Origin of the sequence: Pseudomonas reinekei, from assembly GCF_001945365.1 — a bacterium.
GTDB lineage: Bacteria > Pseudomonadota > Gammaproteobacteria > Pseudomonadales > Pseudomonadaceae > Aquipseudomonas > Aquipseudomonas reinekei.
Map to the genome: position 1 here is coordinate 360,803 of NZ_MSTQ01000003.1, position 20,408 is coordinate 381,210.

Sequence of the window (20,408 nt, forward strand, 5' to 3'; positions counted from 1 at the left end):
GCGTTTCTACCTCAGCTTCAGGGTGGCAAGGCCGACCAACACGAGAATCACGGTGATGATCCAGAAACGGACGATCACGCGCGGCTCGGGCCAGCCCTTGAGTTCAAAGTGGTGGTGAATCGGTGCCATGCGGAACACACGGCGACCGGTCAGCTTAAAGGAGGCAACCTGAATGACGACTGACAGGGTTTCCATCACGAACACGCCGCCCATGATGAACAGGACGATTTCCTGACGGACGATCACTGCAATGGTGCCCAGGGCTGCGCCCAGCGCCAGCGCGCCGACGTCACCCATGAAGACTTGCGCCGGGTAGGTGTTGAACCACAGGAAACCCAGGCCCGCACCGATCAGTGCGCCGCAGAACACGATCAGCTCGCCCGCGCCGGGTACATAAGGAATCAGCAGGTATTCGGCGAACTTCACGTTACCCGACAGGTAGCAGAAAATGCCCAGGCCACCGCCGACCATCACGGTCGGCATGATCGCCAGGCCGTCGAGGCCATCAGTCAGGTTGACGGCGTTGCTCGAACCGACGATCACGAAATAGGTCAGGACAATGAAACCGGCGCCCAGCGGAATGCTGTAGTCCTTGAGCATCGGCAGGATCAGCGTGGTTTCCACCGGCGTGGCAGCGGTCATATAAAGGAAGATCGCCGCGCCCAGGCCGAACACCGACTGCCAGAAATACTTCCAGCGGCTCGGCAAGCCACGGGAGTTCTTCTCGATCACTTTACGGTAGTCATCGACCCAGCCGATGGCGCCGAACAGCAAGGTCACCAGCAGCACTACCCAGACGTAGCGGTTGGTCAGGTCGGCCCACAGCAGGGTGCTGACGCCGATCGACGACAGAATCAACGCGCCGCCCATGGTCGGGGTACCCGACTTGGACAGGTGCGATTGCGGACCATCGTTACGAACGGACTGGCCGATCTGACGGTTCTGCAGAGTGCGGATCATCCACGGGCCATAGCACAGCGACAAAACCAGCGCGGTCAGTACACCGAGAATCCCGCGCAGGGTCAGGTACTGGAAGACCGCGAAGCCTTTGTAGAACTGTTGCAGATACTCCGCTAGCAGCAGCAGCATTAATGTTTCTCCAGACTGGTCCCGCACAAAGCGGCGACGATGTTTTCCATCGCGGCGCTGCGCGAGCCCTTGATCAAAATGGTGGTGTTTGTATCTTGCTCGGCGCCCAGGGCGCTGATCAGTTCAGCCTGCGTGCTGAAGTGAAAGGCCTGTGGACCGAAAGCGTTGACGGCGTGAACCATCATGGGGCCGACGGCGTACAGCGCAGAAACCTTGCCACGGGCATACTCGCCCACGTCGCGGTGCCCCTGCTCCGCCCAATCGCCCAACTCGCCGATATCCCCGAGCACCAGAACGGTGCGACCGGAAAAGCCGGCGAGTATATCAACGGCGGCACACATCGAGGTGGGGTTCGCGTTGTAAGTGTCGTCAATGACGCGCATGCCATTAGCGGCCAGTTGCGCGACGGTACGGCCCTTGACCGGCTGCACGGCGCCAAGACCGGTGGCGATACCGAACAGCGACACACCCAGGGCATGGGCAGCAGCGGCAGCAGCCATCGCGTTGGCAACGTTATGGGTGCCGAGCAGGTTCAATTGCACACGCTCCACACCTTCAGGCGTGTGCAGATTGAACGCCGGGCAACCCCGGGCATCGGTGGTCAGGTCACTGGCATAAAAGTCGGCGCCGCTGTTGCTCAAGGCAAACGTCAGCACTTTGCGTTCGCCGGCACGCGCTTTCCAGATAGCGAATGCCTTGTCGTCAAGATTGAGAACGGCGACGCCATCGGCATCCAGCCCTTCGATAATCTCGCCCTTGGCTTCGACGATTTTTTCCGGCCCGCCGAATTCGCCAACGTGGGCGGTTCCGGCGTTATTGAGAATGGCCACGTGGGGCTTGGTCATGCCGACGGTGTAGGCAATTTCACCCAGACGCGAGGCACCGAGCTCAATCACCGCAGCGGTGTGTTCCGGCGCCAGTTCGAGCAGGGTCAGCGGCGCGCCGAGGTCATTGTTCAGGTTGCCACGGGTCGCCAGCACCGGACCACGGGTGCGCAGGATGCTCGCGAGCATTTCCTTGACCGTGGTCTTGCCGCTGGAACCGGTAATGGCGGCGACCGGCTGCGTGAAAGCCTGGCGGTTCAGGGCACCCAACTGGCCGAGGGCCTTGCGGGTATCGCTGACCAGCAATTGCGGCAGCGTGCTATCGGCGACTTCACGCTCGACCAATGCCGCCACAGCGCCTTTCGCTGCCACGTCATTCAGATAATCGTGACCATCGAAACGCGGACCGGTCAGGGCTATGAACAGTTGGCCCGGCTTGATCGCACGGCTGTCGATGCTGACACCGTCGAAGCTGGCATCGGCGCCAATCAGACGCGCATTCAGCGCGCCGGTCAGTTCGCTCAGTTTCAAGGCTTCAAGCATGGGCCACCTCCCACGCGGTCAAGGCATGATCGGCTTCGACCAGGTCGGAGAAGGCATGGCGTTCGCCGTTGATTTCCTGATAGTCCTCGTGACCTTTACCCGCCAGCACGATCACGTCGTCCGCAGACGCGGCGGCGATCAATTGGGCAATCGCCTGGCCACGACCAGCCACGAAGGTAACTTTATCTACCGCCGTGAAACCGGCACGAATGTCATCGAAAATAATCGCCGGGTCTTCGGTGCGCGGGTTGTCGTCAGTCACCAGCACGCCATCGGCCAGGCGCTCGACCACTTCGGCCATCAGCGGACGCTTGCCGCGATCACGGTCGCCGCCACAGCCGAACAGGCACAACAGCCGACCTTTGACGTGCGGACGCAGTGCGGTCAGGACTTTTTCCAGGGCATCCGGGGTGTGAGCGTAATCGACCACCACCAACGGCTGAGTACCGCCACCGAGACGCTGCATGCGTCCGGCGGGGCCTTCGAGTTTCGGCAACACCTTGAGAATTTCGTCCAGTGCGTAATCGAGGCCGAGCAAGGCACCGACCGCCGCCAGGACGTTGCTCAGATTGAAGCGACCGAGCAAGGCGCTGCGCAGATGGTGCTCGCCCTGAGGCGTGACCAGCGTGGCGCGTACGCCTTCGTCGTCGAACTGCGCTTCACGGCAATACAGGTAGGCGCTGCTGTCGAGCAGGCTGTAGGTGATCAACCGCGATTCGCGTTTTTCAGCCGCCAGTTGCCGGCCGAAATCGTCGTCGAGGTTAACCACCCGGCACTTCAAATCGTTCCAGGCGAACAACTTGGCCTTGGCTTCGCCGTAGGCCTGCATGGTGCCGTGGTAATCCAGATGATCGCGGGACAGGTTGGTCATCACCGCCACATCAAATGCCAGGGCAGTGACACGCCCCTGATCCAGGCCATGGGACGACACTTCCATGGCGACAGCTTTGGCACCGGCCTTTTTCAGGTCGCCCAGGGTCGCTTGCACGGCAATCGGATTCGGCGTGGTGTGCAGGCCGCTTTCCAGCGCGCCGTAGAAACCGGAACCCAGCGTGCCGACGATGCCGCAGTGCTGACCAAGCAGATCCAGCGCCTGGGCAACCAGCTGGGTCACGCTGGTCTTGCCGTTGGTGCCGGTCACGCCGACCAGGTTCAGATGATGACTCGGCTCGCCATAAAAGCGACCGGCGATGTCTGACAGCTGCGCAGCCAGGCCTTTGACCGGAATCAATGGCACTTCAGTGATCGGCAGCACGGTGGCGCCTTCCACTTCATACGCCACGGCGGCGGCACCGCGCTGCAACGCATCATCAATATGTGCACGACCGTCGAATTTGCCGCCTGGCACAGCGAGGAACAAATCACCCGCGCGCACCTTGCGGCTGTCGAGCGCCAATTCACGGATCAACAGATCGTGTCCGGCGTGGGGAAAAATCTTGTTCAAACTTAGAGACATCAGCCGCGCCCTCCATTGGCTTTCAGTGGAACGACCGGCGTTGCGTTCGCTTGTTGAGTAGGTGGCAGGTTGTCCGGGGTGACGTTCATCAAGCGCAGGGTGCCGGACATCACGCGGCTGAACACCGGCGCCGATACCAGGCCACCGAAGTATCCGGCCTTGGTCGGTTCGTCGATGACGACCACTATGGCGTAACGTGGATCGCTCATCGGGCCGAAACCGGCGAACAGCGAGCGGTAGGAGTTTTCGGCGTAGCCCTTGGTACCCACCGAGGTTTTGCGCGCAGTACCCGACTTGCCGCCCACGTGATATGCCGGCACCTGCGCACGGAACACGCCGCGCGGCGCCTCGATCACTTGTTGCAACATGGTTTGCATGGTTTTCGCGACCGCTTCGGGCAGCACTTGCGTCGTTTGCGGCGCTTTGTCGGTTTTGATCAACGTCAGCGGCGCGAGGCGACCGTTGTTGGCCAGGGCCGAGAAGGCGTGAACCAACTGGATCGCGGTCACGGAAACGCCGTAGCCGTAGGACAGCGTAGCGGTCTCAGCCTTGCGCCATTCGCGGTAGTTCGGCAGGTTGCCAACGCGCTCGCCGGGGAAACCGAGGCCGGTGTCCTGGCCGAGGCCGACTTTCTGTGCCAGACGGAAAATCGTCTCGCCACCGATATCGAAGGCAATCTTGCTCATGCCGACGTTACTGGAATTGATCAGAATACCGGTCAGGTCGAGTACCGGACCTTCGGTCTTGGACACGTCCTTGATGGTGTACTTGCCGATCTGCAAGGAGCCTGGGTACACCTCGACAGTGTCGGTGGGTTTCCAGCGGCCGGTTTCGATCGCGGCGCTCATGGAAATCGCCTTCATGGTCGAACCCGGTTCGAACACGTCGATCATCGCGCGGTTACGCATCATCGCCGGCTGCAGGTTGCGACGGTTGTTCGGGTTGTAGGTCGGCTGGTTGACCATGGCGAGAATCTCGCCGGTCTTCACGTCCATGATCACCAGGCTGCCGGCCTTGGCGCCGTTCTCGATGATCGCGTTGCGCAACTCGCGGTTGGCCAGGTATTGCAGGCGCAGGTCAATGGACAACGCCAAGGGCTTTCCGGCCTTGGCGTTTTTAGTAACCTGGACATCCTTGATCAACCGGCCGCGCCGGTCCTTGATCACCTGACGCTTGCCCGGCACCCCGGCCAGCCATTCGTCATAAGCCAGTTCAACACCTTCTCGACCGTGATCGTCGATGTCGGTAAAGCCGACCATATGCGCGGTGACTTCACCGGCCGGATAAAAACGGCGGAATTCTTCGATGCCATAGACGCCCGGCACTTTCAGATCGAGCACAGACTGACCCTGCTCAGGCGTCAACCCGCGCACCAGGTAAATAAATTCTTTATTGGCTTGGGCTTCAAGTCGCTCGGCCAGGGCTTTCGGGTCTTGCCCGAGCGCGGCGGCGAGTGCCGGCCACTTCTCTTTGGCCAGCTGCATTTCCTTGGCGTTGGCCCACAGGGTGGTCACCGGTGTACTGACGGCCAGCGGCTCGCCGTTACGGTCGGTGATCAGACCACGGTGAGCCGGAATAGGAATATGTCGCACGCTGCGCGCGTCGCCCTGACCTTTAAGGAAGTCACGGTCGACCACTTGCAAGTCGATGATGCGCCAGCAAATCGCAGCCACCATGACGCCGAGCAAACCCAGCACCAGACGGAAACGCCACGGAAAGAGCGCGCCTTCGAGTTTCATCATGGCGCCACCATCTGTACGTCGGCGGCGCCAGGAATGCGCATTTTCAGTTGTTCGGTGGCCAGCACTTCGATACGGCTATGGGCGGTCCAGGTGCTCTGTTCCAGAATCAGGCGTCCCCATTCAGCCTGAGCCTTGTCGCGCACGCTCAACTCGTTGTACAGCGAGTTCAACAACTGGCGATTCCAGTGCGCGCTGTAGGACACGCCGATGGCCGACACGAGCACGCCGACAAACAACAGCAGCATGAAAAAGCTTCCGCCGGGAAGTGGCTTGGCGAAAAGCTTGCTCACCGCAGCTTCTCCGCCACGCGCATGACAGCGCTACGGGAACGTGGGTTGGCTTTGAGTTCGGCGTCGGAGGCCGTCTGCGCTTTGCCATGGACTTTGATTTTCGGTTCGAAGGCGACGTGCCGAACCGGCAGGTTGCGCGGCAGGTTGTCGGCTTCGCCTTTCACCAGTTTGCGCATGAACAACTTGACGATGCGGTCTTCCAGCGAGTGGAAGCTGATGACCACCAAACGACCACCGACTTCCAGGCATTCCAGAGCAGCTTCGAGGCCGGCTTCCAGATCACCCAGTTCGTTGTTGACGTGAATACGCAGGCCCTGGAACGCACGGGTTGCAGGGTTTTTACCTTTTTCCCAGGCAGGGTTGGCAACTTTCAATACTTCGGCCAGATCGGCGGTGCGTTCGAACGGCTTGATATCACGACGCTCGGCCACGGCACGGGCCATGCGCCCCGAGAAACGCTCTTCGCCGTATTCCTTGAACACACGGGCAATTTCTTCCACCGGCGCGGTGTTGACGAACTCGGCAGCGCTGATCCCGCGGGACGGGTCCATGCGCATGTCCAAAGGACCATCGTTGAGGAAACTGAAACCGCGCTCCGGGTCGTCGAGCTGCGGCGAAGAGACGCCGAGGTCGAGCAGGATACCGCTGACCTTGCCGGTCATGCCGCGCTCGGCCACTTCGGAACCGAGCTCGGCAAAGCTGCGCTGCACAACGACAAAGCGGCCGTCTTCGGCCGCTAGCGTTTGCCCGGTGGCAATCGCTTGAGGATCTTTGTCAAATCCGAGCAACCGTCCATCGGGACCAAGCTGGCTGAGGATCAATCGACTGTGCCCGCCGCGCCCGAACGTGCCATCCAGATAGCAGCCATCAGGACGTACGGCGAGAGCCTCGACGGCTTCGTCAAGCAGTACGGTGATGTGGTTAAAGCCGCTATCAATAGTCACAGGATCAAATCACGCAGTTCATCAGGCATCGCGCCCGGTTGTTGAATAGCAGCCAGGTCAGCGGCAGAAACCGCATTCCAGGCATCCTCGTCCCACAATTGGAACTTGTTCAGCTGGCCTACCAACATCGCGCGCTTATCCAACTTGGCATATTCACGAAGACGCGGCGGAACCAGAAAACGACCACTGCCATCGAGCTCGAGGTCGACGGCATTACCAATCAGTAAACGTTGCAGGCGGCGGTTCTCTTCGCGAAGCGAAGGCAGTGCGCGCAGTTTGGTTTCAATAATTTCCCACTCATCGAGAGGGTAAACACACAAACACGGATCAACGGCATCAATAGTGACGATCAACTGGCCGGAACTACGCGAATCGAGCTCGTCACGGTACCGGCTCGGCATAGCGAGACGGCCCTTTGCATCGAGACTGATTGCGTTGGCTCCGCGAAACACGTCAGCGTTTCTCCAAATATTAGCGTTTTGCGTTCAAAAAACCCACTTCATGCCACTTTCCGCCACTTGCGCACACTATAGGAATGCGCCCACCACACCGTCAAGGCGCGCAGTAAAGGAAAACCCTTACAGAACTGAGATTTAGGAGCATAAAAGGAGGGGTAACGAGAATCTGGCGGATGAAACCGTCCAATAACTTGAATCAGCTCGGAAGGCTGCGTTCGAAAGTTAAAGTAATTTATTAAGAGTAAGATTTTTTTGGTATTACGAAAGTGCTTCTGCCGACGATTCTGAAAGGAGGGAAACCCGTGCTGCGTGGAGTGATTGCGATCATTAAAAACGCAGGCTAATCGATATCACAAAAGCGCTTCTCCTGGCGACTCCGAGAGGAGGGAACCAATACTGCGTGGAGCTATTGCGATCGCTAAAAGCGTGGGCTAATCGATATCACAAGAGCGCTTCTCCTGGCGACTCCCAGAGGAGGGATATTGCTATCACCAGGCCCCTGCTCAATGATCCAAGCTGAGGGAAGAAAAAGGTGGAGAGTCGATCTGTAAGCCGGGTTCTGTCTTGAACAGTCATTCGTCTACGATGGCCATCACTGGACATCTTTAGCAACCTACCCGGTCCCAGCGCGGGCCACGCCTTGGGACCCTATTTGGTCTTGCTCCAAGTGGGGTTTACCTAGCCACGAACTGTTGCCAGACGTGCGGTGCGCTCTTACCGCACCTTTTCACCCTTACCGGCGCCGAAGCGCTTAGGCGGTTATTTTCTGTGGCACTTTCCGTAGGCTCACGCCTCCCAGGCATTACCTGGCACTTCGCCCTATGGAGCCCGGACTTTCCTCCCCCCCCTAATTTTCATAGAGGGCAGCGACTGTCCAATCGACTCTCCGCCGCGCAGGTTAACGGCAGAGCGCCCGAAGAACAAGCGCTAAAAGCCTTCGAGGACGCCTGCACGTCGGGTTTCACTCGCTTTTCTGTTTATCCAGCGCGACCTGATAAAGAACATTCTTACGCTCGCCGGTAATTTGCGCCGCCAATGCGGCCGCCCGCTTGAGCGGCATTTCTTCGAGCAACAGGTTGAGAACGCGCATGGCCTCGCTGCTGACCGCTTCTTCAGACTCAGGCGCCGTCCAGCCAGCGACCAACACCACGCATTCGCCGCGCTGCTGATTGCTGTCCGACTCGACGAATTCGCGCAATTCGGCAAGCGGCAACCCTTTGAGCGTTTCAAAGGTTTTAGTCAGTTCGCGAGCCAGCAGTGCCGGACGCTCAGGCCCAAACACCAGCTCCATGTCCTGCAAACATTCCAGGATGCGGTGTGGGGCTTCGTAGAAAATCAATGTGCGCGGCTCTTCCTTTACCAACTCAAGACGCGCACGCCGCCCCACAGCCTTGGCCGGCAGAAAACCTTCAAAGATGAAACGGTCCGACGGCAATCCGGCTGCCGACAGCGCGGCAACCAGTGCGCAGGCGCCCGGCACTGGCACCACGTTGATCCCGGCAGCGCGGGCCTGGCGCACCAGATGATAACCAGGGTCGGAAATCAGCGGCGTACCGGCATCGGAGATCAGCGCCACATTGTCACCCGCTAGCAGACGGGTAATAAAGCGACTACCTCCATCGCGCTCGTTGTGTTCATGGCACGCCGCCAGCGGCGTTGGAATACCGAAGTGCTGCATCAAACGCTGTGAATGGCGAGTGTCCTCGGCGGCGATCAAGGCAACCTCGCGCAGGATCTTCAGCGCGCGCGCACTGATGTCGTCCAGGTTGCCGATGGGCGTCGCCACCACATAAAGCGAGCCGGCAGCGGAATTCAAAGCACCTGGAGCAGTCAAAGCGCACACCTCATGATCGATAAAGCGGCCATTGTAACCCGTAGCGACAGTTGCGATACGCGCGAGCAACGCTCGCTTTTGCCAACTTTTGTGCCGTGCAGCAACATTTGCGCAAGCTAAATTGATCGATTCACGCCACTAACATCGCGCCCCGGCCAGTGCTTGGGTACAATTCCACGCTAATTTGATCGAGTATCGGGAACACTTACATGATCGCTTGCCTGCGGCTGTTTACTGCCCTCTGCCTCGCTGCCTTGTTGGCGGCTTGCGCCAGCTCGCCCTCCTCCAGCCTTGGCGAACTTCCACGGACCCCGGATGCCAGCATCGAGCAACTGCTCGAGAAGGCCGCCCAAAGCAAATCACCGGAAGACGCGGCGCTGTTGCGCCTGAGCGCCGCTGACCTGGCCTACCGACAGGGCAATGCCGCCCAGTCCGCGCAAATCCTGCAGCAAGTACCCGTGGAGCAACTCAAGCCCGGCCAGCAGGTGTTCGCCAGCACACTGGCCGCCGAACTGGCGATGACCCGCAACCAGCCGAAAGCTGCGCTGACAGCCTTGAGCCATCCAAGCCTGCAACGCCTGGGCGAACTGCCGGAAGAGCAACAGGTCCGCACCGGCACCGTCCGCGCCCGCGCTCTTGAAGCCGACGGCCAGACCCTGGCCGCCGCACGGGAGCGGATCTTCATCGCGCCGATGCTCAAAGGTGAGGCCGCCAGCAAAAACCACGAGGCGATCTGGACACTGATCGCCTCGCTGCCGACCGATCAACTGCAGCCCAATACCACCGACGACCTCGGCGGCTGGATGGGCCTGGCGCTGGCCGTGAAGACTGCCGGCACCCTGGAACAGCAACAGGCCGCCATCGACACCTGGCGCGAGCAGAATCCGAAACATCCGGCCGCCGTTCAATTACCGCTGCAATTGACCAAGCTCAAAGAGCTGGCCAGTCAGCCACTGGGCAAAATCGCCTTGTTGCTGCCGCAAGACGGCCCGCTGGCCTCCGTGGGCAAAGCACTGCGCGAAGGCTTCATGGCCGCTCACTATCAGGCGCAACAAGCCGGGCAGAAGCCGCCAGCCATTGAGTTCTATGACAGCTCGCGCATGACCTCCCTCGACGAGTTCTACCGCAAGGCCCAGGCAGACGGCGTGCAACTGGTCGTCGGCCCGCTGGAGAAGCCGCTGGTCAAGCAACTGAGCACTCGCCCGCAACTGCCGCTCCCTACCCTGGCGCTGAACTACAGCGAAGGCGAACAAGGTCCGGCGCAGTTGTTCCAGTTCGGCCTTGCCGCTGAAGACGAAGCCCGCGAAGTGTCCCGCCGCGCTCGCGCCGACGGCCTGCATCGTGCCGCCATCATGGTGCCGAAAGGCGAATGGGGCGACCGCGTACTCCGGGCGTTCAGCCAGGACTGGCAAGCCAATGGCGGCAGCATCGTTGCCACCGAGCGCGTTGACCAGCCGGTTCAACTGGCGCAACAGATTGCCGACATGTTCCAGCTGCGCCAGAGCGAAGGTCGCGCCAAGAGCCTGCAAAGCACCGTAGGCTCTACGGTCGCCGCCCAGCCTTCGCGCCGTCAGGACATCGAGTTCATCTTCCTCGCCGCCACGCCGCAGCAAGCGCAACAGATCAAACCAACCCTGAACTTCCAGTACGCCGGTGACGTTCCGGTCTACGCCACTTCCCATGTGTTCAGCGCCAGCGGTGATGTAAACCAGTACAACGACATGAACGGCATTCGCTTCTGCGAAACCCCATGGCTGCTGGACGCGAATGATCCGCTACGCCAACAAGTCACGGCACAATGGCCACAAGCGGCCGGCAGCCTGGGTCGCCTGTATGCAATGGGTGTCGACGCCTATCGCCTGGCGCCACGTCTGGGGCAACTCAAGGCCCTGCCGGACAGCCGCATCGAAGGCCAGTCGGGCAGCCTGAGCATGACCCAGAACCAGCGTGTCGTGCGGCAGTTGCCGTGGGCCGAGTTCGTCAACGGCCAGGTTCAGCGCCTGCCGAACACGCCACGCTAATGCCTGACAGATCACGCCAGCAAAGCGGCAAAGATGCCGAGCGCCATGCACTCGAGCATCTTCAACAACAAGGTCTGCGCCTGCTGGCGCAGAACTGGTTGTGTAAACGCGGCGAGCTTGATCTGGTCATGCTTGATGGCGATACAGTAGTATTCGTTGAAGTTCGCTACAGAAAAAACACTCAATGGGGTGGCGCGCTCGATAGTATTGATGAGCGCAAACGGCAGAAACTGATTTTTGCCGCACAGTATTTTCTTCAGTGCGAGTCGCGCTGGGCCAACTCCCCTTGCCGTTTCGACGTGGTTGCCATCGACAGCAACCTCGATCAGTTGAACTGGTTGCAGAATGCCTTCGACAGCTGATCGCTCAAGCTCCGAACCGGACACCCGACAACACTTTTGCTCTTTGCTTTGCGGGCTGCACATTCACGTGCCGGACAGCCGCGCTCATTAAGGTCACACAGATGGACATGCAATCCCGAATTCGCCAGCTTTTTCAGGCCAGCATCGACACCAAGCAACAGGCGATGGACGTACTTGCACCGCACATCGAGCAAGCCAGCCAGGTGATGGTCAACGCCTTGCTCAGCGACGGCAAAATGCTCTCCTGCGGTAATGGCGGCTCTGCTGGCGACGCCCAGCATTTCTCGTCCGAACTGTTGAACCGCTTCGAGCGCGAGCGACCAAGCCTGCCAGCCATTGCACTGACCACCGACAGCTCGACGATCACCTCGATCGCCAACGATTACAGCTACAACGAAATCTTCTCCAAGCAGATCCGCGCCCTGGGCCAACCGGGCGACGTATTGCTGGCGATTTCCACCAGCGGCAACTCGGCAAACATAATTCAGGCGATCCAGGCCGCACATGATCGCGAAATGATTGTCGTAGCATTGACCGGTCGCGATGGCGGCGGCATGGCTTCACTGCTGTTGCCCGAGGACGTGGAGATTCGCGTACCCGCCAACGTCACCGCACGCATTCAAGAAGTCCACCTGCTGGCGATCCACTGCCTTTGCGACTTGATCGACAGCCAACTGTTCGGGAGTGAAGAATGACCCCTAATCGCCTCGGCCTACTGGCCCTGACTCTGTGCCTCGGCATCAGCGGCTGCACCTCGGTGGTTAATGCCAGCCGTGAAGCCCCCATTGAAGACGACCGCGGTACCCGCACTTTCGGCAGCAAGATCGATGACTCGCTGATCGACACCAAGGTCGGCGTGAACATCGCCAAGGCCGACCCGGCCCTGGACAACGACTCGCATATCGTCGTGACCAGCTTCAACGGCGTGGTGCTGCTTGCCGGCCAAACCCCGCGAGCCGACCTCAAGGCCAAGGCTGAACAGGCCGCCGCGGCTGTTCAGCGCGTGAAGACGGTGCACAACGAACTGCAGATTCTCCCACCCTCCGGCTTCCTGGCTCGCCAGAACGACACCTGGCTGACCTCCAAGATCAAGACACAGATGCTCACCGATCCGAATATCCCGGGCTCGCGCATCAAGGTTGTCACCGAAAACGGCATCGTTTACTTGCTGGGCCTGCTGACCAAACAGGAAGCCGCCCAGGCGACCAACCTCGTGCAGGGCGTCTCTGGCGTGCAGAAGATTGTGAAACTGTTTGAGTACATCGACTGACCCATAACCGTCAGACATAAAAAAGGCGATCCATCGGGATCGCCTTTTTTATTACTTCACCACCTTCAAACTGGGTCGACCGCTGGGACGCGGCGGCTCGCTGCCGGGCGGCGGAATATCATCATCCGGCTCGATCTCTTCCTCGTCGTCCATAGGCGATTCCAGATCAAACACCATGCCCTGACCGTTCTCCCGGGCATAGATACCCAGGATCGATGCGATAGGCACGTACAGCGTATGCGGCACACCACCAAAGCGGCCTTCGAAACTTACCGCCTCGTTGTCCATGTGCAGATGACGCACCGCTTGTGGCGATACATTCAGTACAATCTGCCCGTCGCTGGCAAAACCCTGCGGTACCTGCACCGAGGGATACTCGGAGTTCACCAGCATGTGCGGGGTGCAATCGTTATCAACAATCCACTCGTAGAGCGCGCGGACCAGATAAGGTCGACTGGAGTTCATAGCGGCTCCTTAAGCCTTTAGCGCATATCGCGTTCGACACCAGACAGACTCGCCTGGAAAGCCTCACGCGCAAACTGGCGCTCCATGTAATCAAGCAGCGGCTTGGCTGGCCGCGGCAGTTCTATACCCAGGACCGGCAATCGCCAGAGTATGGGTAATAGGCAGCAATCCACCAGACTTTGTTCCTCACTGAGGAAAAACGGCTTGTCGGCGAACAACGGCGAAACACCCGTGAGGCTTTCACGCAATTCCTTGCGCGCCACAACACGCGCGGCTTCCTTGGTCCGCGAATCCAGAATCAGATCCACCAGACCACACCAGTCGCGCTGAATACGGTGCATCAGCAGACGGCTGTTGGCTCGCGCCACAGGATAAACCGGCAGTAGCGGCGGGTGCGGGTAACGCTCATCCAGATATTCCATCACCACCGTTGACTCCCACAACGCCAGGTCACGATCGACCAGGGTGGGCAAGCTGCCATAAGGGTTCACCTCGATCAGTTTAGGCGGCTGACGGCCAGCTTCAACGTAAATGATCTCGGCGCTGACACCCTTCTCTGCCAGTACGATTCGCACTCGGTGGGAATAGTGGTCGGCGGGGTCGGAGTAGCAGGCCAACCGATTGGTCACGCCCATGGCGATCCTCCTCGCTTGTAGAAATTATCGGAAGCGGAAAAACGAGCGCGCCCAGAGGGCGCCTCCCGTAACGCCTGGAACACCAGGCTCGTTACATTTTCAGAGGCGCCCTTGGGCGCGCGCGATTAACAGCAATTGCTTAAAGCTTTATCAGTGCACATCTTTCCAGTATTCGCGCTTGAGCAAGTAGGCGAATACGAAGAAGAACGCGAGGTACAGCAATACATACGTACCGATGCGCTGATGTTGCAGCTTAACCGGGTTAGCCGAGTAAGCCAGGAAGGTTACCAGATTCTTGACCTTCTCATCGAACTGCTCTTCGGTCAAAGCACCACTTTTCGGCACAATGGTCAGCTGATCGCACGCTTCATGAGTCAGCGCGGTACCGGTCAGCGGATCATATTGCTTCTTGCCGTCTTCGACGATCTGAACCTGTTTGCAACCGACCACCTGACGACCTTGCAGGCCAACCAGAACATTAGGCATGCCGACGTTCGGGAAAACCTTGTTGTTCACACCCCAAGGACGCGACGGGTCTTCATAGAACGACTTCAGATAACCGTAGAGCCAGTCGGTGCCGCGAACGCGGGCAACCAGGGTCAGGTCGGGCGGAGCCGCACCGAACCAGGCCTTGGCGTCAGCCGGCTGCATGCCGATGTTCATGTGATCGCCGATCTTGGCGCCGGTGAACACCAGCTTTTCGAGCATCAGTTCGTGAGGAATGCCCAGGTCATCGGCAACACGCTCATAACGCTGGAACTTGGCGCTGTGGCAGCCCATGCAGTAGTTGGCGAACGTACGCGCGCCATCCTGCATGGCAGCTTTGTCAGACACGTCGATGTCGACTTTTTCCAGCTCCGGACCACCGTGTGGTGCCGCGAAGGACAGCACCGGCAGGGCAGCAAGCATCAATACAGCAAATAGTTTTTTCATCAGCCAGTCACCCTTTCCGGAACCGGTTTGGTCTTCTCGAGCCTGGTGTAGAACGGCATCAGAATGAAGTAGGCGAAGTACAGGAAGGTGCAGACCTGCGACAGCAGCGTGCGACCTGGCGTTGGAGCCAGAACCCCCAGAATGCCGAGGATCACGAACGAAATGCAGAACACCACCAGCCAGATCTTGCTCAGCCAGCCTTTGTAGCGCATGGACTTGACCGGACTGCGGTCGAGCCACGGCAGCACGAACAGCACCGCAATGGCCGCGCCCATGGCGATAACACCCAGGAGCTTGTCCGGAACCGCACGCAAAATCGCGTAGAACGGGGTGAAGTACCAGACCGGCGCAATATGCTCAGGCGTCTTGAACGGGTTGGCCTGCTCAAAGTTCGGCTTCTCGAGGAAGTAACCGCCCATTTCCGGGAAGAAGAACACGATCGAGCAGAAGATGAACAGGAACACCACCACGCCGACGATATCTTTCACGGTGTAGTACGGGTGGAAGGCAATGCCGTCCAGCGGTACGCCGTTTTCGTCTTTGTGTTTCTTGATGTCCACGCCGTCCGGGTTGTTCGAACCGACTTCGTGCAGCGCCAGAACGTGCAGCACCACCAGGCCGAGAATCACGATCGGCAAGGCAACCACATGCAGAGCGAAGAAGCGGTTCAGGGTAATACCGGAAATCAGGTAGTCACCACGAATCCACTGGGTCAGGTCGTTACCGATGACCGGGATCGCACCGAACAGCGAGATGATCACCTGGGCGCCCCAGTACGACATCTGGCCCCAAGGCAGCAGGTACCCCATGAAGGCTTCTGCCATCAGCGCCAGGTAGATCAGCATGCCGAAGACCCACACCAGTTCACGCGGCTTCTGGTACGAACCGTAGAGCAAGCCACGGAACATGTGCAGATAGACCACGATGAAGAACGCCGAGGCGCCAGTGGAGTGCAGCAGACGCAGGATCGAGCCGTACTCGACGTCGCGCATGATGTATTCGACGGAAGCAAATGCCTCTTCCGCCGACGGGGTGTAGCTCATGGTCAGCCAGACACCGGTGACGATCTGGTTGACCAGAACGAGCAGCGCCAGGGAACCAAAGAAATAGAAGAAGTTGAAGTTCTTCGGGGCGTAATACTTGCTGAGATGGTCTTCCCACATTTTGGTCGCGGGAAAGCGCGCATCAACCCAATCCATGAACTTGCTCATCACGCTTTCTCCGTATCGACGCCAATGACAATGACGTCATCGGTCTCATAGGAATGCGGGGGAACTGGCAGGTTCAAAGGCGCAGGTTGCGACTTGTAGACGCGGCCAGCCAAATCGTAGTGGGAGCCGTGGCAAGGGCAGAAATAACCACCGACCCAGTCCTTGCCCAAGTCGGCAGGCGCCACTTCGGGACGGAATGTCGGCGAGCAACCCAGATGGGTGCAAATGCCGATCAACAGCAGAACTTCAGGTTTGATCGACCGCGTTTCCGGGTCGACATAGGTCGGTTGTGTCGAGTTCTTGGAGGTCGGGTCGGACAACTGGCCCTCGATCTTTTTCAGATTCCCCAGGATTTCCTCGGTACGGCGGACGATAAATACCGGCTGACCGCGCCACTCAGCAATCATCTGCTGGCCTGGCTCGATTTTGCTGACATTCACTTTCACCGGTGCACCTGCGGCTTTCGCCTTGGCACTGGGAAACCATGACCCCACGAACGGGACCGCAGCCCCCACCGCTCCTGCAGCACCCACCACGGATGTGGCTGCTACCAAGAAGCGACGCCGGCCTGCATTCACGCCGTCATTGCTCATTCAGTCCTCTCCCATCAGCTTTGTGGCCTGTTAAATCAGGCATCTACTAAGTAAATCTATGCACTTATAAAAATTTTGCCGAATGGTAATGAAAAGCCCCAATTCTGACAAGGTAATTACCCCGAGGCACTACTGCCAAGCCTTGTAGTATAGGGGGTCTACGGATGTGGCAAGTTGTCACAGCGCAATTCTTTGATAAATCGCACGCACAAAAAAACGCCCGGTTCCGTGAGGAATCCGGGCGTTCTTTTTTGAACGTGGAAACGAATTAACGCTTCGAGTACTGCGGACGCTTACGCGCTTTACGCAGACCAACTTTCTTACGTTCAACTTCACGAGCATCGCGGGTTACGAAGCCGGCTTTACGCAGAGCGCTGCGCAGAGTCTCGTCGTAATCCATCAGAGCGCGAGTGATACCGTGGCGGATTGCGCCAGCTTGACCACTTACACCACCGCCGATCACGGTGACGTAGATGTCGAATTTCTCGACAGTCTCAGTCAGCTCCAGCGGCTGACGAACTACCATGCGGGCAGTTTCGCGGCCGAAGAAGTTATCCAGCGAACGGTTGTTGATGGAGATGTTACCAGTACCCGGACGCAGGAAAACGCGTGCGGTTGCGGTCTTGCGACGGCCAGTGCCGTAATTTTGAGTCGCCGACATAATGTACTATTCCGTTAAAACTTCAGTTCTTGGGGCTGCTGAGCAGTATGTGGGTGTGTAGCGCCCGCATAGACTTTCAGCTTACGGTACATGTCGCGACCCAGTGGGTTTTTAGGCAGCATGCCTTTAACCGCGGTCTCGATCACGCGCTCAGGGGCCTTGGCGATCAGCTTTTCAAAGTTGATCGACTTGATGCCGCCCGGGAAACCGGAGTGGGAGTAGTACATTTTGTCAGTGGTTTTAGCACCGGTAACACGGATCTGCTCAGCGTTGATTACGACGATGTAGTCGCCGGTGTCAACGTGAGGAGTGTACTCAGGCTTGTGCTTGCCACGCAGACGGCTCGCGATTTCGGTGGCCAGACGACCCAGGGTCTGACCAGCAGCGTCGACGACAAACCAGTCGCGCTTTACTGTTTCCGGTTTAGCAGTAAAAGTTTTCATTCTTTATAGCCTCAGGGGCCGCCCTGTAAATTAGACGGCGGATCTTACTGAATAGTGCGTACTTTGACAAGTCAAAGGCAGCCGGATACAGACGCTTTCGGGGGCTCGGGTCGGCGCGTCCGTTCAACGGCAAGATTCTTCGGCGGCGGCGCATCACTTCCACTGCAGAAAGAGGTGCGCAATTATGCAGATTGCGAAAAATAATTCAACCTGCTTTTATGATTGTTTTGCCCAAGGAGCACCCGATGGACTATCGCCAGCTAGGCCGGACCAATCTGAATGTGAGTGCCCTCTGCCTCGGAACCATGACGTGGGGCGAGCAAAACAGCGAGGCAGACGCCTTCGCCCAGATCGAACGGGCCAAGAGCGCCGGGATCAACTTCATCGACACCGCCGAGATGTATCCGGTGCCGCCCAAGGCCGAAACCTACGCCACCACCGAGCGCTACATCGGCAATTACTTCAAAAGCCGCGGTGATCGTGCCGACTGGATCCTGGCCAGCAAGATCGCCGGCCCCGGCAACACCATCGACTATATCCGCGACAAAAACCTTCGGCACAATCGACAGCACATTAGCGAAGCCGTGGATGCCAGCCTCAAGCGCCTGCAGACCGATTACATCGACTTGTACCAGTTGCACTGGCCGGAGCGCAGCACCAACTTCTTCGGTCAACTGGGCTACAAACACAAGATCGAAGCCAACCTGACGCCACTGGAAGATACCCTCGAAGCGCTGGACGAACAGGTCAAGGCCGGCAAGATCCGCCATATCGGCCTGTCCAACGAAACACCGTGGGGCACCATGCGTTTCCTCGCCCTGGCCGAAGCCCGTGGCTGGCCGCGCGCGGTGTCGATCCAGAATCCGTACAACCTGCTCAACCGCAGCTTCGAAGTCGGCCTGGCGGAAATCGCCATCCGCGAACAGTGCGGTCTGCTGGCCTATTCGCCGCTGGCGTTCGGCTTCCTGTCGGGTAAGTACGAAGGTGGCGCGCGTCCGCCAAAAGGTCGCCTGAGCCTCTACAGCCGCTTCAGCCGCTATTTCAACCCACAGTCGGAAGCCGCTTGCAGCCGTTACGTGGCTTTAGCCCGTGAGCACGGCCTGAACCCGGCGCAGATGGCCCTGGCGTTTGTGACCCAGCAACCGTTCGTGACCAGCAACATCATCGGCGCCACGACGCTCGAGCAGTTGGACAGCAACATCGCCAGTTTTGATTTGAAACTTTCGGATGAAGTGCTGGAAGGGATCGAGGCGATTCACAAGGATCACCCGAATCCAGCACCTTGATGGATTCAGAGATCCAATCGCGGGCAAGCCCGCTCCCACAAGGATTACGCCGTACCTGTGGGAGCGGACTTGCCCGCGATGGCGTCGGTCCTGGCGCCCTGATCAGAGCGACCTGGCAATGATCTCCTTCATGATTTCATTGGTCCCGGCGTAAATCCGCTGCACCCGCGCATCCGCCCACGCCCGCGCAATCGGGTATTCCCACATGAACCCGTAGCCGCCATGCAACTGCACGCATTCGTCGAGCACCTGGCATTGCAGGTCAGTGCCCCAGTACTTGGCCATCGCCGCCGTCGGCACGTCGAGCTTGCCTTGCAGGTGCAGCTCCAGACAGCGGTCGACGAAGACCCGGCCAATCTGAATTTGCGTCGCCATTTCCGCCAGCTTGAAACGAGTGTTCTGGAAGTCGGCAATGGCCTTGCCGAATGCCTTGCGATCACGGGTGTAATCCAGCGTCCATTGCAGCGCCGCTTCGGCCGACGCCAGACCGCCAACGGCCACGGTGAGCCGCTCCTGGGGTAATTCCTGCATCAAGTAGGCGAAGCCCATCCCGGCCTGCCCCAGCAGATTCTCCTTCGGTACGCGGACATCCTGGAAGAACAGCTCGGATGTGTCCTGAGCCTTCATCCCGACTTTTTCCAGACGCTTGCCTTTTTCGAACCCCGGCGTGTTGGCTTCAACCAGGAACAGACTTGTACCTTTTGCTCCCGCCTTCGGATCGGTCTTGGCCACGACAATGACCAGGTCCGCAAGAAAACCGTTGGTGATAAAGGTCTTGGAGCCGTTGATCACGTACTCGTCACCCTCGAGCACCGCCGTGGTTTTCACCCCTTGCAGGTCTGAGCCCGCGCCCGGCTCCGTCATGGCGATGGCCGTGACCATTTCGCCGGACACCAGTTTCGGCAGGTATTTGTGTTTCAGCGCTTCACTGCCGTAATGCAGGATGTACGGCGCCACGATGTCCGAGTGCAGAGAAAAACCGATACCGGTCAAGCCCAGGCGCCCCACCTCTTCGATGACGACCGCGCTATAGAGAAAGTCCGCCCCCAGCCCGCCGTACTCTTCCGGCAGGTGCGAGCACAACATCCCCGCCTCCCCGGCCTTGTTCCAGAGTTTACGGTCGATGTAGCCCTGTTTTTCCCATTGACCATGGAACGGCACCGCCTCTTTTTCGAGGAACGTTCGCACGCTGTCACGGAAAAGTTCGTGCTCGGGACTGAACAGGGTTCTAGGGATCATGCGGCACCTTTTCATTGTTTTTAGAAGGAGTTGACCTCCAGAGACTATGCCTCGCTTCCGATACAGGACACTGGACACATCCGACAAAAAATAAGACGATCCAGCCGTC

General features: G+C 58.9%; 21 protein-coding genes and 1 other RNA gene. 5 read left to right on the forward strand and 17 right to left on the reverse strand.

The genetic code is table 11. The features are described from left to right. Positions 1-6 precede the first annotated feature (6 nt). The 9 genes from mraY to rsmI form a co-directional block, all read right to left on the reverse strand. Positions 7-1,089 (reverse strand): phospho-N-acetylmuramoyl-pentapeptide-transferase, encoded by a 1,083-nt coding sequence (gene mraY, locus BVK86_RS06355; protein ID WP_008005012.1) that lies wholly within the window; start codon positions 1,087-1,089, stop codon positions 7-9. Then, positions 1,089-2,456 carry a UDP-N-acetylmuramoyl-tripeptide--D-alanyl-D-alanine ligase gene (locus BVK86_RS06360; protein WP_075945619.1) on the reverse strand — a complete coding sequence of 456 codons (1,368 nt, stop codon included), beginning with the start codon at positions 2,454-2,456 and terminating at the stop codon, positions 1,089-1,091. The genes mraY and BVK86_RS06360 overlap by 1 nt, the downstream gene beginning before the upstream one ends. Continuing rightward, complete coding sequence (locus tag BVK86_RS06365) at positions 2,449-3,912, reverse strand: UDP-N-acetylmuramoyl-L-alanyl-D-glutamate--2,6-diaminopimelate ligase (protein WP_075945620.1); 1,464 nt, start codon at positions 3,910-3,912, stop codon at positions 2,449-2,451. The genes BVK86_RS06360 and BVK86_RS06365 overlap by 8 nt, the downstream gene beginning before the upstream one ends. Continuing rightward, positions 3,912-5,651: a peptidoglycan D,D-transpeptidase FtsI family protein gene (locus BVK86_RS06370; RefSeq protein WP_173668876.1), complete on the reverse strand. Its 1,740-nt coding sequence runs from the start codon at positions 5,649-5,651 to the stop codon at positions 3,912-3,914. Before BVK86_RS06370 ends, BVK86_RS06365 begins: the two co-directional genes overlap by 1 nt. Then, complete coding sequence (gene ftsL, locus BVK86_RS06375) at positions 5,651-5,944, reverse strand: cell division protein FtsL (protein ID WP_075945622.1); 294 nt, start codon at positions 5,942-5,944, stop codon at positions 5,651-5,653. The genes BVK86_RS06370 and ftsL overlap by 1 nt, the downstream gene beginning before the upstream one ends. Next, positions 5,941-6,888, reverse strand: coding sequence for a 16S rRNA (cytosine(1402)-N(4))-methyltransferase RsmH (gene rsmH / locus BVK86_RS06380; RefSeq protein WP_075945623.1), 948 nt, complete (start codon positions 6,886-6,888; stop codon positions 5,941-5,943). Before rsmH ends, ftsL begins: the two co-directional genes overlap by 4 nt. Next, positions 6,885-7,340 carry a division/cell wall cluster transcriptional repressor MraZ gene (mraZ, locus tag BVK86_RS06385; RefSeq protein ID WP_007917012.1) on the reverse strand — a complete coding sequence of 152 codons (456 nt, stop codon included), beginning with the start codon at positions 7,338-7,340 and terminating at the stop codon, positions 6,885-6,887. Before mraZ ends, rsmH begins: the two co-directional genes overlap by 4 nt. Before the next feature lie 538 nt (positions 7,341-7,878). Beyond that, an RNA gene (rnpB, locus tag BVK86_RS06390) (RNase P RNA component class A) lies at positions 7,879-8,232 on the reverse strand. Between the two features lie 75 nt (positions 8,233-8,307). Next, positions 8,308-9,180, reverse strand: a complete 873-nt coding sequence (gene rsmI / locus BVK86_RS06395) for a 16S rRNA (cytidine(1402)-2'-O)-methyltransferase (RefSeq protein WP_075945624.1) — start codon at positions 9,178-9,180, stop codon at positions 8,308-8,310. Between the two features lie 209 nt (positions 9,181-9,389). Here rsmI and BVK86_RS06400 point away from each other — a divergent pair, with 209 nt between their 5' ends. The 4 genes from BVK86_RS06400 to BVK86_RS06415 all read left to right on the forward strand — a co-directional run bounded on the left by BVK86_RS06400 (position 9,390) and on the right by BVK86_RS06415 (position 12,833). Next, positions 9,390-11,201, forward strand: coding sequence for a penicillin-binding protein activator (locus tag BVK86_RS06400; RefSeq protein ID WP_075945625.1), 1,812 nt, complete (start codon positions 9,390-9,392; stop codon positions 11,199-11,201). Further along, positions 11,201-11,563, forward strand: coding sequence for a YraN family protein (locus BVK86_RS06405; protein WP_075945626.1), 363 nt, complete (start codon positions 11,201-11,203; stop codon positions 11,561-11,563). The genes BVK86_RS06400 and BVK86_RS06405 overlap by 1 nt, the downstream gene beginning before the upstream one ends. Positions 11,564-11,664: 101 nt before the next feature. Next, positions 11,665-12,258, forward strand: coding sequence for a phosphoheptose isomerase (locus BVK86_RS06410; protein WP_075945627.1), 594 nt, complete (start codon positions 11,665-11,667; stop codon positions 12,256-12,258). Continuing rightward, the gene (locus BVK86_RS06415) at positions 12,255-12,833 is read left to right on the forward strand and encodes a BON domain-containing protein (RefSeq protein WP_056853208.1); all 579 of its coding nucleotides are present in this window, start codon (positions 12,255-12,257) and stop codon (positions 12,831-12,833) included. Before BVK86_RS06410 ends, BVK86_RS06415 begins: the two co-directional genes overlap by 4 nt. A gap of 51 nt (positions 12,834-12,884) precedes the next feature. On the opposite strand, the gene BVK86_RS06420 is transcribed toward BVK86_RS06415, so the two are convergent. The 7 genes from BVK86_RS06420 to rplM form a co-directional block, all read right to left on the reverse strand. Beyond that, positions 12,885-13,298, reverse strand: coding sequence for a ClpXP protease specificity-enhancing factor (locus tag BVK86_RS06420; protein WP_075945628.1), 414 nt, complete (start codon positions 13,296-13,298; stop codon positions 12,885-12,887). A gap of 17 nt (positions 13,299-13,315) precedes the next feature. Beyond that, positions 13,316-13,933: a glutathione S-transferase N-terminal domain-containing protein gene (locus tag BVK86_RS06425; RefSeq protein ID WP_075945629.1), complete on the reverse strand. Its 618-nt coding sequence runs from the start codon at positions 13,931-13,933 to the stop codon at positions 13,316-13,318. A 150-nt stretch (positions 13,934-14,083) separates the two neighbouring features. Continuing rightward, a complete protein-coding gene (locus tag BVK86_RS06430) occupies positions 14,084-14,866 on the reverse strand; it encodes a cytochrome c1 (RefSeq protein WP_075945630.1) in 783 nt (260 codons plus the stop codon). Further along, positions 14,866-16,077, reverse strand: coding sequence for a cytochrome b (locus BVK86_RS06435; RefSeq protein WP_075945631.1), 1,212 nt, complete (start codon positions 16,075-16,077; stop codon positions 14,866-14,868). Before BVK86_RS06435 ends, BVK86_RS06430 begins: the two co-directional genes overlap by 1 nt. Next, positions 16,077-16,670: a ubiquinol-cytochrome c reductase iron-sulfur subunit gene (gene petA, locus BVK86_RS06440; RefSeq protein ID WP_038981621.1), complete on the reverse strand. Its 594-nt coding sequence runs from the start codon at positions 16,668-16,670 to the stop codon at positions 16,077-16,079. The genes BVK86_RS06435 and petA overlap by 1 nt, the downstream gene beginning before the upstream one ends. A 268-nt stretch (positions 16,671-16,938) precedes the next feature. Further along, positions 16,939-17,331: a 30S ribosomal protein S9 gene (rpsI, locus tag BVK86_RS06445; protein WP_003228056.1), complete on the reverse strand. Its 393-nt coding sequence runs from the start codon at positions 17,329-17,331 to the stop codon at positions 16,939-16,941. Between the two features lie 14 nt (positions 17,332-17,345). After that, a complete protein-coding gene (rplM, locus tag BVK86_RS06450; protein WP_075945632.1) occupies positions 17,346-17,774 on the reverse strand; it encodes a 50S ribosomal protein L13 in 429 nt (142 codons plus the stop codon). Between the two features lie 245 nt (positions 17,775-18,019). Between rplM and BVK86_RS06455 the strand changes: the two genes are divergently transcribed. Continuing rightward, entirely contained in the window at positions 18,020-19,060 is a 1,041-nt protein-coding gene (locus tag BVK86_RS06455) for an NADP(H)-dependent aldo-keto reductase (RefSeq protein WP_075945633.1), read from the forward strand. Positions 19,061-19,162: 102 nt separating this feature from the next. Here BVK86_RS06455 and BVK86_RS06460 read toward each other — a convergent pair whose 3' ends face one another. Continuing rightward, positions 19,163-20,299, reverse strand: coding sequence for an acyl-CoA dehydrogenase family protein (locus BVK86_RS06460; protein ID WP_075945634.1), 1,137 nt, complete (start codon positions 20,297-20,299; stop codon positions 19,163-19,165). Positions 20,300-20,408 lie beyond the last annotated feature (109 nt).

Bases quoted from the DNA above. Each gene is read 5' to 3' on its own strand.
- mraY (WP_008005012.1), bottom strand. From the start codon at position 1,089: ATGCTGCTGCTGCTAGCGGAGTATCTGCAACAGTTCTACAAAGGCTTC.
- BVK86_RS06360 (WP_075945619.1), bottom strand. From the start codon at position 2,456: ATGCTTGAAGCCTTGAAACTGAGCGAACTGACCGGCGCGCTGAATGCG.
- BVK86_RS06365 (WP_075945620.1), bottom strand. From the start codon at position 3,912: ATGTCTCTAAGTTTGAACAAGATTTTTCCCCACGCCGGACACGATCTG.
- BVK86_RS06370 (WP_173668876.1), bottom strand. From the start codon at position 5,651: ATGAAACTCGAAGGCGCGCTCTTTCCGTGGCGTTTCCGTCTGGTGCTG.
- BVK86_RS06400 (WP_075945625.1), top strand. From the start codon at position 9,390: ATGATCGCTTGCCTGCGGCTGTTTACTGCCCTCTGCCTCGCTGCCTTG.
- BVK86_RS06405 (WP_075945626.1), top strand. From the start codon at position 11,201: ATGCCTGACAGATCACGCCAGCAAAGCGGCAAAGATGCCGAGCGCCAT.
- BVK86_RS06410 (WP_075945627.1), top strand. From the start codon at position 11,665: ATGGACATGCAATCCCGAATTCGCCAGCTTTTTCAGGCCAGCATCGAC.
- BVK86_RS06415 (WP_056853208.1), top strand. From the start codon at position 12,255: ATGACCCCTAATCGCCTCGGCCTACTGGCCCTGACTCTGTGCCTCGGC.
- BVK86_RS06420 (WP_075945628.1), bottom strand. From the start codon at position 13,298: ATGAACTCCAGTCGACCTTATCTGGTCCGCGCGCTCTACGAGTGGATT.
- BVK86_RS06425 (WP_075945629.1), bottom strand. From the start codon at position 13,933: ATGGGCGTGACCAATCGGTTGGCCTGCTACTCCGACCCCGCCGACCAC.
- BVK86_RS06430 (WP_075945630.1), bottom strand. From the start codon at position 14,866: ATGAAAAAACTATTTGCTGTATTGATGCTTGCTGCCCTGCCGGTGCTG.
- BVK86_RS06435 (WP_075945631.1), bottom strand. From the start codon at position 16,077: ATGAGCAAGTTCATGGATTGGGTTGATGCGCGCTTTCCCGCGACCAAA.
- petA (WP_038981621.1), bottom strand. From the start codon at position 16,670: ATGAGCAATGACGGCGTGAATGCAGGCCGGCGTCGCTTCTTGGTAGCA.
- rpsI (WP_003228056.1), bottom strand. From the start codon at position 17,331: ATGTCGGCGACTCAAAATTACGGCACTGGCCGTCGCAAGACCGCAACC.
- rplM (WP_075945632.1), bottom strand. From the start codon at position 17,774: ATGAAAACTTTTACTGCTAAACCGGAAACAGTAAAGCGCGACTGGTTT.
- BVK86_RS06455 (WP_075945633.1), top strand. From the start codon at position 18,020: ATGGACTATCGCCAGCTAGGCCGGACCAATCTGAATGTGAGTGCCCTC.
- BVK86_RS06460 (WP_075945634.1), bottom strand. From the start codon at position 20,299: ATGATCCCTAGAACCCTGTTCAGTCCCGAGCACGAACTTTTCCGTGAC.